This is a genomic window from Klebsiella sp. CD33, from assembly GCF_051992865.1.
Lineage (GTDB): Bacteria > Pseudomonadota > Gammaproteobacteria > Enterobacterales > Enterobacteriaceae > Klebsiella > Klebsiella pneumoniae.
On sequence record NZ_CP197023.1, the window covers coordinates 550,865 to 563,814 of the forward strand.

General features: G+C 54.2%; 10 protein-coding genes and 1 tRNA gene. 9 read left to right on the forward strand and 2 right to left on the reverse strand.

Annotated features, from left to right (window positions below):
* Positions 1-236: 236 nt before the first annotated feature.
* A complete protein-coding gene (locus tag ACR809_RS02700) occupies positions 237-866 on the reverse strand; it encodes a winged helix-turn-helix transcriptional regulator (RefSeq protein ID WP_023280602.1) in 630 nt (209 codons plus the stop codon).
* 168 nt (positions 867-1,034) lie between these two features.
* Complete coding sequence (gene argG / locus ACR809_RS02705) at positions 1,035-2,378, reverse strand: argininosuccinate synthase (RefSeq protein ID WP_004144895.1); 1,344 nt, start codon at positions 2,376-2,378, stop codon at positions 1,035-1,037.
* A 307-nt stretch (positions 2,379-2,685) separates the two neighbouring features.
* Between argG and ACR809_RS02710 the strand changes: the two genes are divergently transcribed.
* From ACR809_RS02710 to nlpI, 9 genes are all read left to right on the forward strand, one after another.
* A tRNA-Met gene (locus ACR809_RS02710) sits at positions 2,686-2,762 on the forward strand.
* 208 nt (positions 2,763-2,970) lie between these two features.
* A complete protein-coding gene (gene rimP / locus ACR809_RS02715) occupies positions 2,971-3,423 on the forward strand; it encodes a ribosome maturation factor RimP (protein WP_002918364.1) in 453 nt (150 codons plus the stop codon).
* Positions 3,424-3,450: 27 nt separating this feature from the next.
* The gene (gene nusA, locus ACR809_RS02720) at positions 3,451-4,938 is read left to right on the forward strand and encodes a transcription termination factor NusA (protein ID WP_002918252.1); all 1,488 of its coding nucleotides are present in this window, start codon (positions 3,451-3,453) and stop codon (positions 4,936-4,938) included.
* A 24-nt stretch (positions 4,939-4,962) separates the two neighbouring features.
* Positions 4,963-7,653, forward strand: coding sequence for a translation initiation factor IF-2 (gene infB / locus ACR809_RS02725; RefSeq protein WP_002918250.1), 2,691 nt, complete (start codon positions 4,963-4,965; stop codon positions 7,651-7,653).
* A 102-nt stretch (positions 7,654-7,755) separates the two neighbouring features.
* Positions 7,756-8,157 (forward strand): 30S ribosome-binding factor RbfA, encoded by a 402-nt coding sequence (rbfA, locus tag ACR809_RS02730; protein WP_002918248.1) that lies wholly within the window; start codon positions 7,756-7,758, stop codon positions 8,155-8,157.
* Positions 8,157-9,101: a tRNA pseudouridine(55) synthase TruB gene (gene truB, locus ACR809_RS02735; RefSeq protein ID WP_023280600.1), complete on the forward strand. Its 945-nt coding sequence runs from the start codon at positions 8,157-8,159 to the stop codon at positions 9,099-9,101. Before rbfA ends, truB begins: the two co-directional genes overlap by 1 nt.
* Positions 9,102-9,249: 148 nt before the next feature.
* Positions 9,250-9,519: a 30S ribosomal protein S15 gene (rpsO, locus tag ACR809_RS02740; protein ID WP_002918244.1), complete on the forward strand. Its 270-nt coding sequence runs from the start codon at positions 9,250-9,252 to the stop codon at positions 9,517-9,519.
* 242 nt (positions 9,520-9,761) lie between these two features.
* Complete coding sequence (gene pnp, locus ACR809_RS02745; protein ID WP_004150944.1) at positions 9,762-11,897, forward strand: polyribonucleotide nucleotidyltransferase; 2,136 nt, start codon at positions 9,762-9,764, stop codon at positions 11,895-11,897.
* A gap of 108 nt (positions 11,898-12,005) precedes the next feature.
* Positions 12,006-12,890 carry a lipoprotein NlpI gene (gene nlpI, locus ACR809_RS02750; RefSeq protein ID WP_002918241.1) on the forward strand — a complete coding sequence of 295 codons (885 nt, stop codon included), beginning with the start codon at positions 12,006-12,008 and terminating at the stop codon, positions 12,888-12,890.
* The last annotated feature ends 60 nt before the right edge of the window (positions 12,891-12,950 follow it).

Here is a 12,950-nt window from a genome sequence, read left to right on the forward strand (position 1 = left end):
TCGCTACCGCCGCACACGTCTGGCCGATTTCCGCTGGCATATCCTGAGCCGGTGCAGGCCCGGCGGTTAACGCCGTTTGTGGTCGTCTGCTGGCGAACTCAGGAATAGATTGTCTTCCGGGAAACCCAGGCGCTTAGCATAAAATTTTTGTTCTTTTAGCGGTAACGGTTATTGGTTTAAATTTAAACATCTTCCCCGCTGCAGCAAATAACAATAAATGATAGGAGGAGTGCAGGTCAGAATTTTTCAGGAAGTGAGACGATATTTTGTAAATAACCGCCGCGGGCAAAGGCAATATAACCGCCTTTCTTTAATGCTGACAATACATTGAGAATACTGCTACGCGACAGAAGGGTCCTGTCCTGAATATACTCAAGAATAGATACTCGCTGTCGGGTCTCTTCGCTTAATAGCATCATCTCCAGCAGATGGTTACGGATGACCGAATAGGTACGCTGCTGCAGGACCAGATCGTCACGATACACCATATACGAGGTATGATAAGCCAACAGGCTGGTCACCTCTTCCCACAGGTTATGCTGACGAAAATGCGCCGAAGCCAGGTCGTGGTCGATCCGTAGCAGTTCGCATGATACCTCGGCTCGCAGGCTGTGGCTGCGGCTGGGCTGCAGCATTTCCGCCACGCCGAAAAGATGCGGCTCATAGACGGTCACCATCAGTAGCCTGTCGGAATTACGAATAATCGACAGCTCGCCTTTTTTAAAAATAAAGAGCTGGGTTTTGCCTTTATATTCCCATGTCAGTCTTTTTCTGGCGATCGCGTTAACGGGTGTCGCGTGTGGCTCAAGTACATCGATCAGTCGGTCAATGGTCTTTTGCGGCCTGATCGGCGGTTTAATATTCATGATGTGTATCACCAGATATGAATTAATCAATTGAGGCTATTATAGTCAACAGTTTTGCTGGTCTGGCGATAAGGAAAAAATGCGTCATGGCATTTTTTTACGTTGGTGGGTCATTCAAAATAAAAAGCCGGCGGTGATCCGCCGGCGGAAAGCAACATTGTCAGGCGATTATTTGCCTTTGTTTTCCAGATTTTCAACCTGCGGTAAACCGGTTGCCGAGGAGGCGCTCAGCAGGCCAGACTGTGCATAGCCGAACAGCTTCTCGCGGGTATCGGTGATGTCCAGATTACGCATGGTCAGCTGGCCGATACGGTCTTCGGCAGTAAACATGGAATCGCCTTTTTCCATGGTCAGACGCTCCGCTTTATAGGTCAGGTTGTCTGATACCGTATTAAGGATCGAGTAGTCGTTACCGCGACGCAGTTCGAGGGTGACTTCGCCGGTGATCTGGCTGGCGACCCAGCGCTGCAGCGAATCACGCAGCATCAGCGCCTGGGAATCAAACCAGCGGCCCTGATACAGCAGGCGGCCCAACTGGCGACCGTGGGCGTGATATTGCTCAATCGTATCTTCGTTATGGATACCGGTCAGCAAACGCTCGTAGGCAATATGCAGCAGCGCCATCCCCGGAGCTTCATAAATGCCGCGGCTTTTCGCTTCGATAATCCGGTTTTCAATCTGGTCGCTCATGCCCAGGCCGTGACGACCGCCGATGCGGTTGGCTTCCAGCATCATCTCGACGTCATCGGCAAAGGTTTTACCATTCAGCGCCACCGGATGGCCCTGCTCAAAGCGTACGGTGACCTCTTCCGCAGGGATCTTCACGTTTTCGTCCCAGAACTTCACGCCCATAATCGGGTTGACGATCTTGACGCTGGAGTTCAGGAATTCGAGATCTTTCGCTTCATGGGTCGCGCCGAGCATATTGGAGTCGGTGGAGTAGGCTTTCTCGACCGACATCTTGTAATCAAAGCCGCAGGCGATCATAAATTCGGACATTTCGTGACGACCGCCGAGCTCATTGATAAAGTCGCTGTCCAGCCACGGTTTGTAAATCTGCAGTTCAGCGTTGGTCAGCAGGCCGTAACGATAGAAACGTTCGATATCGTTGCCTTTATAGGTGCTGCCATCGCCCCAAATGTTAACGCCGTCTTCTTTCATCGCCGCCACCAGCATGGTGCCGGTGACCGCGCGGCCTAGCGGCGTGGTGTTGAAGTAGGTCAACCCACCGGTAGTGTTATGGAAAGCGCCACACTGAATCGCGGCGATCCCTTCTGCGACCAGCTGTTTGCGGCAGTCGATCAGACGGGCGCCTTCAGCGCCGTACTCTTTCGCGCGGCGCGGGATAGCATCGTAGTCGTCTTCGTCCGGTTGACCCAGGTTAGCGGTATATGCATAAGGCACGGCGCCTTTTTTGCGCATCCATAACAGCGCGGCGCTGGTATCCAGTCCACCAGAGAAAGCGATACCAATACGTTGACCAACCGGGAGATGCTTGAGAATCGTCGTCATAAAATAAAACCCTGCTCGATAGACTGTGGTGAGTTCGACCCAACAACCTTAACTGCATTTTTATGCATTAATTGTGAGTATTCATTTAACCATCTTTTACTGGCGACAGGAAGTGCTTCATCATCTTTTTGCTAAAAAAGCCTGAAATACCAGCACAAACGGCAATCGCGGGCGCTAAAAAGCATGTTGACAAAATATACTAATCACCGTTACAATTCATCTCGATTTTATGTCCCGTCTTCGGTACCAAATCCCAGCAGTATTTGCGTCTTTTGCTCATAAAGAGTAAAATATGCCACGTTTCAGGCGCGGGGTGGAGCAGCCTGGTAGCTCGTCGGGCTCATAACCCGAAGGTCGTCGGTTCAAATCCGGCCCCCGCAACCACTTTCCCATTAAGTACTTTTTCAAATATACTGTGAGGACTAGGTGTCCTTCGTAGCCGAATTTGAAAGAATTCTTGCGGAAGGTGTTCCAGATCGCCATGGCGATCTCAGGGTTCAGTTATCTAAAGCCCCGATTTATCGGGGTTTTTTGTTATCTGACTTCAGAATAACTGGGCTATACGCCCTTTTTTTATGTCTTGGGGGTGGGTTTGTCCACATTAGAGCAAAAATTGACAGAGATGCTCACTGCGCCGGTTGAAGCGCTTGGCTTTGAGCTGGTCGGCATCGAATTTATTCGCGGTCGCACATCCACACTGCGCATCTATATTGATAGTGAAGATGGCATCAACGTTGATGATTGTGCTGATGTGAGCCACCAGGTAAGCGCCGTCATGGATGTCGAAGACCCGATCACTGTCGCTTACAACCTGGAAGTCTCTTCGCCTGGTCTTGACCGTCCGATGTTCACCGCCGAACACTATCAACGTTTCACCGGCGAAGAAGTTGCGCTGGTGCTGCGCATGGCGGTTCAGAACCGCCGCAAATGGCAGGGCATTATCAAAGCGGTAGACGGTGAGATGATCACGGTAACCGTCGAAGGCAAAGATGAAGTGTTCGCGCTGAGTAACATCCAGAAGGCGAACCTGGTTCCCCACTTTTAACAGTCTGGATTGAGGTGAAAGGCCCCGATGAACAAAGAAATTTTGGCTGTTGTTGAAGCCGTTTCCAACGAAAAAGCGCTGCCGCGTGAGAAAATTTTCGAAGCGCTGGAAAGCGCGCTGGCAACGGCCACCAAGAAAAAATACGAACAAGAGATCGACGTTCGCGTTGAAATCGACCGCAAGAGCGGCGATTTCGATACCTTCCGTCGTTGGCTGGTTGTAGAAGAAGTCACCCAGCCGACGCGCGAGATCACGCTGGAAGCAGCGCGTTTCGAAGATGAAAGCATGAACGTCGGCGACTATGTCGAAGATCAGATCGAATCTGTTACCTTCGACCGTATCACCACCCAGACCGCTAAGCAGGTTATCGTGCAGAAAGTCCGCGAAGCCGAGCGCGCGATGGTGGTCGATCAGTTCCGCGAGCACGAAGGTGAGATCATCACCGGCGTGGTGAAAAAAGTGAACCGCGACAATATCACACTGGATCTGGGTAACAACGCTGAAGCCGTGATCCTGCGTGAAGATATGCTGCCGCGTGAAAACTTCCGTCCGGGCGACCGCATTCGCGGCGTACTGTACGCTGTCCGTCCGGAAGCGCGTGGCGCCCAGCTGTTCGTCACCCGTTCCAAACCTGAGATGCTGATCGAACTGTTCCGCATCGAAGTGCCGGAAATCGGTGAAGAAGTGCTGGAGATCAAAGCAGCGGCTCGCGATCCGGGCTCTCGTGCCAAAATCGCGGTGAAAACCAACGACAAGCGCATCGACCCGGTTGGCGCTTGCGTCGGTATGCGCGGTGCGCGTGTGCAGGCCGTGTCGACTGAGCTGGGTGGTGAACGCATCGATATCGTCCTGTGGGATGATAACCCGGCGCAGTTCGTGATTAACGCTATGGCGCCGGCAGACGTCGCGTCCATCGTGGTGGATGAAGATAAACACACCATGGATATCGCGGTAGAAGCGGGCAACCTGGCGCAGGCGATCGGCCGTAACGGTCAGAACGTCCGCCTGGCTTCACAGCTCAGCGGCTGGGAACTCAACGTCATGACCGTTGACGATCTGCAGGCTAAGCACCAGGCGGAAGCGCATGCCGCTATCGATACCTTCACCAAATATCTTGATATTGATGAAGATTTCGCGACAGTGCTGGTTGAAGAAGGCTTCTCCTCGCTGGAAGAGCTGGCCTATGTGCCGATGAAAGAACTGCTGGAAATCGACGGTCTGGATGAAGCCACCGTTGAAGCACTTCGTGAGCGTGCGAAAAACGCACTGACTACGCTGGCGCTGGCTCAGGAAGAAAGCCTGGGAGATAACAAACCTGCCGATGATCTGTTGAATCTCGAAGGTCTGGATCGTGCCCTGGCATTCAAACTGGCTGCCCGTGGTGTTTGTACGCTGGAAGATCTCGCCGAGCAGGGCGTTGATGACCTGGCTGATATCGAAGGGATGACCGACGAGAAAGCTGGCGAGCTCATCATGGCCGCTCGCAACATTTGTTGGTTCGGCGACGAAGCGTAATAAACTGTAGCAGGAAGGAACAGCATGACAGATGTGACTATTAAAGCGCTGGCCTCAGAGATTCAGACCTCTGTGGATCGCCTGATACAGCAATTTGCTGACGCAGGCATCCGCAAATCGGCTGATGATTCTGTGACCTCGCAAGAGAAACAAACTTTGTTGACGCACCTGAACCGTGAACACGGCTCGGCGCCAGACAAGCTGACGTTACAGCGTAAGACGCGCAGTACGTTGAATATTCCAGGTACCGGTGGAAAGAGTAAATCGGTACAAATCGAAGTCCGCAAGAAACGCACCTTTGTGAAACGCGATCCGCAAGAGGCTGAACGCCTGGCCGCGGAAGAGCAGGCGCAGCGTGAAGCGGAAGAGCAGGCCCGTCGTGAAGCTGAAGAAGCAGCGAAACGCGAGGCGCAATTAAAAGCTGAACGTGAGGCCGCAGAACAAGCTAAACGTGAAGTCGCTGATAAAGCGAAACGTGAAGCTGCGGAAAAAGACAAAGTGAGCAATCAACATACCGACGAAATGACCAAAACCGCCCAGGCTGAAAAGATCCGTCGCGAGAACGAAGCCGCGGAATTGAAGCGCAAATCGGAAGAAGAAGCACGCCGCAAACTTGAAGAAGAAGCGCGCCGTGTAGCGGAAGAAGCACGCCGTATGGCTGAAGAAAACGAAAAAAATTGGTCTGAAACCTCAGACAGCCCGGAAGATAGCAGCGACTATCACGTCACCACATCACAGCATGCTCGTCAGGCTGAAGATGATAACGATCGTGAAGTCGAAGGCGGTCGCGGCCGTAGCCGTAGCAGCAAAGCGGCTCGTCCGGCGAAGAAAGGCAACAAACACGCTGAATCGAAAGCTGATCGTGAAGAAGCCCGCGCGGCCGTGCGCGGCGGTAAAGGCGGTAAGCACCGTAAAGGTTCCGCTCTGCAGCAGGGCTTCCAGAAGCCAGCGCAGGCCGTTAACCGTGACGTCGTAATCGGCGAAACCATCACCGTTGGCGAACTGGCTAACAAGATGGCGGTGAAAGGTTCTCAGGTCATCAAAGCGATGATGAAGCTGGGCGCCATGGCGACCATCAACCAGGTCATCGACCAGGAAACCGCACAGCTGGTTGCCGAAGAGATGGGCCACAAAGTTATCCTGCGTCGTGAAAACGAACTGGAAGAAGCCGTAATGAGCGACCGTGACACCGGCGCGGCGGCTGAACCGCGCGCACCGGTCGTGACCATTATGGGTCACGTTGACCACGGTAAAACCTCGCTGCTGGACTACATTCGTTCTACCAAGGTTGCCTCCGGCGAAGCGGGTGGTATTACCCAGCACATCGGTGCTTACCACGTCGAAACCGACAACGGCATGATCACCTTCCTGGATACCCCGGGCCACGCCGCGTTTACCTCCATGCGTGCTCGTGGCGCGCAGGCGACGGATATCGTGGTTCTGGTGGTGGCGGCAGACGACGGCGTGATGCCGCAGACTATCGAAGCTATCCAGCACGCTAAAGCGGCGCAGGTACCGGTGGTAGTGGCGGTGAACAAGATCGATAAGCCAGAAGCCGATCCGGATCGCGTGAAGAACGAACTGTCCCAGTACGGCATCCTGCCGGAAGAGTGGGGCGGCGAGAGCCAGTTTGTCCACGTTTCCGCGAAAGCGGGTACCGGCATCGACGACCTGCTGGACGCGATCCTGCTGCAGGCTGAAGTTCTTGAGCTGAAAGCGGTCCGCAACGGTATGGCGAGCGGCGCGGTCATCGAATCCTTCCTTGATAAAGGTCGTGGTCCGGTAGCTACCGTTCTGGTTCGCGAAGGTACTCTGCATAAGGGCGACATTGTTCTGTGCGGCTTCGAATATGGCCGTGTGCGCGCGATGCGTGACGAACTGGGTCGCGAAGTGCTGGAAGCGGGTCCGTCCATTCCGGTGGAAATCCTCGGCCTGTCCGGTGTGCCGGCTGCCGGTGATGAAGTGACCGTAGTGCGTGACGAGAAAAAAGCGCGTGAAGTGGCGCTGTATCGTCAGGGCAAATTCCGTGAAGTTAAGCTGGCGCGTCAGCAGAAATCTAAACTGGAAAACATGTTCGCTAACATGACCGAAGGCGAAGTTCACGAAGTGAACATCGTACTGAAGGCGGACGTACAGGGTTCTGTCGAAGCGATTTCCGATTCCTTACTGAAACTGTCTACCGACGAAGTGAAAGTGAAGATCATCGGTTCCGGCGTAGGTGGTATCACCGAAACCGACGCTACCCTGGCAGCAGCATCCAACGCGATTCTGGTTGGCTTCAACGTTCGTGCCGATGCCTCTGCGCGTAAAGTTATCGAAGCGGAAAGCCTGGATCTGCGTTACTACTCCGTCATCTATAACCTGATCGACGAAGTGAAAGCGGCGATGAGCGGCATGCTGTCTCCGGAACTGAAACAGCAGATCATCGGTCTGGCTGAAGTGCGTGATGTCTTCAAATCGCCGAAATTCGGCGCCATCGCGGGCTGTATGGTTACCGAAGGGACGATCAAACGTCACAACCCAATCCGCGTTCTGCGTGACAACGTGGTTATCTATGAAGGCGAGCTGGAATCCCTGCGCCGCTTCAAAGATGACGTTAACGAAGTCCGTAACGGCATGGAATGTGGTATCGGCGTGAAGAACTACAACGACGTTCGCGTTGGCGATATGATCGAAGTGTTCGAAATCATCGAAATCCAGCGTAGCATCGATTAATCATTTGATGGCTAAGCAGCCGGGGAAGCGAAGCGCCACCCGGCAATCATTTTAAAAAGGGGCTTTTGGCCCCTTTTTTGTCTTTATTCTGGAGAACTTATTATGGCGAAAGAATTTGGTCGCCCGCAGCGTGTGGCCCAGGAGATGCAAAAAGAGATTGCCATCATCCTGCAGCGTGAAATTAAAGATCCGCGTCTGGGCATGATGACCACCGTTTCCGGTGTGGAAATGTCCCGTGACCTGGCCTATGCCAAGGTGTATGTCACCTTCCTTAACGACAAAGATGAAGCCGCGGTGAAAGCGGGCATCAAAGCGCTGCAGGAAGCTTCTGGCTTTATCCGCTCTCTGCTGGGGAAAGCGATGCGTCTGCGCATCGTACCGGAACTGACTTTCTTCTACGACAACTCACTGGTCGAAGGGATGCGTATGTCCAACCTGGTCACCAGCGTGGTGAAACACGACGATGAGCGTCGTGTGAACCCGGACGACAGCAAGGAGGACTGATGAGTCGTCCTCGTCGTCGCGGCCGCGACGTGCATGGCGTATTGTTGCTGGACAAGCCTCAGGGCGCCTCCAGTAACGATGTGCTGCAGAAAGTAAAACGTATTTATAACGCCAACCGCGCCGGGCATACCGGCGCGCTGGATCCGCTGGCGACCGGTATGCTGCCGATCTGCCTTGGCGAAGCGACCAAGTTTTCCCAGTATCTGCTGGACTCCGATAAGCGTTACCGCGTGATCGCCAAACTTGGCCAGCGCACGGATACCTCCGATGCCGACGGTCAGGTGGTGGAAGAGCGCCCGCTGACTTTTAGCGACGAACAGCTGGCGGCGGCGCTGGACAGCTTCCGCGGCGAGACGCAGCAGGTGCCGTCGATGTATTCGGCGCTGAAATATCAGGGCAAGAAGCTATACGAATATGCTCGCCAGGGTATTGAAGTTCCGCGGGAAGCCCGGCCGATAACCGTCTATGAGCTGCTGTTTATTCGCCGCGAAGGCGATGAGCTGGAGCTGGAGATCCACTGCTCGAAAGGCACCTACATCCGGACGATTATCGATGATTTAGGTGAGAAGCTCGGCTGCGGCGCGCACGTGATTTTCCTGCGTCGCCTGGCGGTAAGCAAATACCCGGTCGAGCGGATGGTGACCCTCGAGCAGCTGCAGGCGCTGGTCGATGAGGCGGCGGCGCAGGATATTCCTGCCGCTCAGTTGCTTGATCCGCTGCTGATGCCGATGGACAGCCCGGCCTCGGATTACCCGCTGGTTAATATTCCAGAAACCTCCGCAGTCTACTTTAAGAACGGCAACCCGGTACGTCAGTCAGGCGCGCCGCTTGACGGGCTGGTGCGGGTGATGGAGAGCGAGTCCGGCAAGTTTCTCGGCATGGGCGAAATTGACGATGAAGGCCGCGTGGCCCCGCGTCGTCTGGTGGTGGAATACCCGGCGTAAGCGCTTTTCTTGCGATAAAAGCCTGCTACGAGTAGAATATCGCCGCTTAACGTCCGCTAACGTGTTTTAACATTTTCGGGCGTTGCATCAGGGGTCGCTGAATTAGAGATCGGCACCCTTTCTTTCTTTTAATTTTTGGAGTTATAAAATGTCTCTAAGCGTTGAAGCTAAAGCAAAAATCGTTTCTGAGTTTGGTCGTGGCGAAAACGACAGCGGTTCTACCGAAGTTCAGGTTGCACTGCTGACCGCACAGATCAACCACCTGCAGGGCCACTTTGCAGAGCACAAAAAAGATCACCACAGCCGTCGTGGTCTGCTGCGCATGGTTTCTCAGCGTCGTAAACTGCTCGACTACCTGAAACGTAAAGATGTTGCCCGTTACTCTGCGCTGATTGAGCGTCTGGGTCTGCGTCGCTAATTCTGCGAGTTTCAGAAAAAGGGGCCTGACGGCCCCTTTTTTCGACCGGGCGGCAGCAATTCATTCAAAACTCATGTATTGTTGCTAGTAATGATCTTCATGCAGAGGTTCGCGCGGCTAATGAGAGGCTTCATCCGCAGGGGCGGGTAAAGGTTGTCATTAGTCGCGAGGATGCAGAAGATCGGGTCAATAGACGCTATGTCGTGGATATGGCGTGATTTATAGATAAAAAGGATAGAATTTTGCTTAATCCGATCGTTCGTAAATTCCAGTACGGCCAGCATACCGTGACCCTGGAAACCGGCATGATGGCGCGCCAGGCAACGGCCGCTGTGATGGTTAGCATGGATGACACTGCGGTATTCGTTACCGTTGTGGGTCAGAAAAAAGCGAAGCCAGGCCAGGACTTTTTCCCGCTGACCGTTAACTACCAGGAGCGTACCTACGCTGCCGGTAAAATCCCGGGTGGTTTCTTCCGTCGTGAAGGCCGTCCAAGCGAAGGCGAAACCCTGATCGCGCGTCTGATTGACCGCCCGGTTCGCCCGCTGTTCCCGGAAGGCTTCGTTAACGAAGTTCAGGTTATCGCCACCGTCGTTTCCGTTAACCCGCAGGTTAACCCAGACATCGTCGCGATGATCGGTGCTTCCGCTGCGCTGTCGCTGTCTGGTATTCCGTTCAATGGCCCAATCGGCGCTGCGCGCGTGGGTTACATCAACGACCAGTACGTACTGAACCCAACCCAGGAAGAACTGAAGTCCAGCAAACTGGACCTGGTGGTTGCCGGTACCGAAGCGGCCGTGCTGATGGTGGAATCCGAAGCGGAACTGCTGAGCGAAGACCAGATGCTGGGCGCGGTGGTCTTCGGCCACGAGCAGCAGCAGATTGTTATTCAGAACATCAACGACCTGGTGAAAGAAGCCGGTAAACCGCGTTGGGACTGGCAGCCGGAAGCGGTCAACGAAGCGCTGAACGCGCGCGTGGCTGCGCTGGCTGAATCCCGTCTGAGCGATGCTTACCGTATCACCGACAAACAAGAGCGTTACGCTCAGGTTGACGTGATCAAATCTGAAACCATCGCCACGCTGGTTGCTGAAGATGAAACCCTGGACGCTAACGAGCTGGGTGAAATCCTGCACGCCATCGAGAAAAACGTGGTTCGTAGCCGCGTACTGGCCGGCGAGCCGCGTATCGATGGCCGTGAAAAAGATATGATCCGTGGTCTGGACGTTCGTACCGGCGTTCTGCCGCGTACTCACGGTTCCGCGCTGTTCACCCGTGGCGAAACGCAGGCGCTGGTTACCGCGACTCTGGGTACCGCACGCGATGCGCAGAACATCGACGAACTGATGGGCGAGCGCACCGACTCCTTCCTGTTCCACTACAACTTCCCTCCGTACTCCGTAGGCGAAACTGGCATGGTGGGGTCTCCGAAGCGTCGTGAAATCGGTCATGGTCGTCTGGCGAAGCGCGGCGTACTGGCCGTGATGCCGACTATTGAAGAATTCCCGTACACCGTGCGCGTGGTATCGGAAATCACCGAATCTAACGGTTCCTCTTCCATGGCTTCCGTCTGCGGCGCCTCTCTGGCGCTGATGGACGCGGGCGTGCCGGTAAAAGCCGCTGTGGCGGGTATCGCAATGGGTCTGGTGAAAGAAGGCGACAACTTCGTCGTGCTGTCTGACATCCTCGGTGACGAAGACCACCTCGGCGATATGGACTTCAAAGTTGCGGGTTCCCGCGACGGTATCTCTGCGCTGCAGATGGATATCAAAATTGAAGGTATCACCAAAGAAATCATGCAGGTTGCATTGAACCAGGCTAAAGGTGCGCGTCTGCACATCCTGGGCGTGATGGAGCAGGCGATTAACGCGCCGCGCGGCGATATCTCTGAATTCGCACCGCGTATCCACACCATCAAGATCAACCCGGACAAGATCAAAGACGTTATCGGTAAAGGCGGTTCTGTTATCCGTGCCCTGACCGAAGAGACCGGTACTACCATCGAGATCGAAGATGACGGTACCGTGAAGATCGCAGCGACCGACGGCGACAAAGCGCAGCATGCTATCCGTCGTATCGAAGAGATCACCGCTGAGATCGAAGTTGGCCGCATCTACAATGGTAAAGTGACCCGTATCGTTGACTTTGGCGCATTCGTTGCCATCGGCGGCGGTAAAGAAGGTCTGGTTCACATCTCGCAGATCGCTGACAAGCGCGTTGAGAAAGTGACTGACTACCTGCAGATGGGTCAGGAAGTACCGGTTAAGGTTCTGGAAGTTGACCGCCAGGGCCGTGTCCGTCTGAGCATTAAAGAAGCAACTGAACAGACTCCGTCTGCCGCAGCGCCGGAAGCTCCGGCTGCCGAGCAGGGCGAGTAAGGTTGCCGTTAGCCCTCCGCTTTTGCGGAGGGCGTTTTACGGGCAGGACGCCTCGTTTGCAGCCGGGGAACAGGACGTTCATCCAATCGTTGTCTTCGGGAGTGGGAAATGAAGCCTTTTTTGCGCTGGTGTTTCGTGGCGACAGCTCTCACGCTGGCAGGATGCAGTAGCACCGCCTGGCGTAAGGACGCCGTCCTCGCAGTACCATTGCAACCGACTTTACAGCAAGAAGTGATTCTGGCACGCATGGAACAAATTCTTGCCAGTCGGGCTTTATCCGATGACGAACGCGCACAGCTTTTATATGAGCGCGGAGTGTTGTATGATAGTCTCGGTCTGAGGGCACTTGCGCGAAATGATTTTTCACAAGCGCTGGCAATCCGACCCGATATGCCGGAAGTATTCAATTACTTAGGCATTTACTTAACGCAGGCAGGCAATTTTGATGCTGCCTATGAAGCGTTTGATTCTGTACTTGAGCTTGATCCAACTTACAACTACGCGCACTTGAACCGCGGTATCGCCCTGTATTACGGCGGCCGGGCTAAGTTAGCGCAAGATGATCTGCTGGCGTTTTATCAAGACGATCCCAATGATCCTTTCCGTAGCCTGTGGCTTTATATCGCCGAGCGTAAACTCGACGAGAAGCGGGCGCTTGAAGCACTCAGAGAGCGCTTAAACAAGTCGGATAAAGAGCAATGGGGATGGAACATTGTCGAGTTCTACCTTGGCGACATTAGCGAAAAAGAGCTGATGACTCGTCTGAAGGCAGACGCAACGGATAACACCTCGCTCGCTGAGCATCTCAGTGAAACCAACTTCTATTTAGGTAAGTACTACCTAAGTCTGGGGGACAAGGACAGCGCTACGGCACTGTTCAAACTGGCGGTCGCCAACAACGTACACAACTACGTTGAGCACCGATACGCATTGTTGGAATTATCGCTCTTGGGCCAGGAGCAAGATGACCTGGCAGAATCGGACCAGCAATAGCTGACGAACACATCAGCCCATAGTTTTTTGCTTGCCATCACCTTTGCGGGTGAGGGCGTT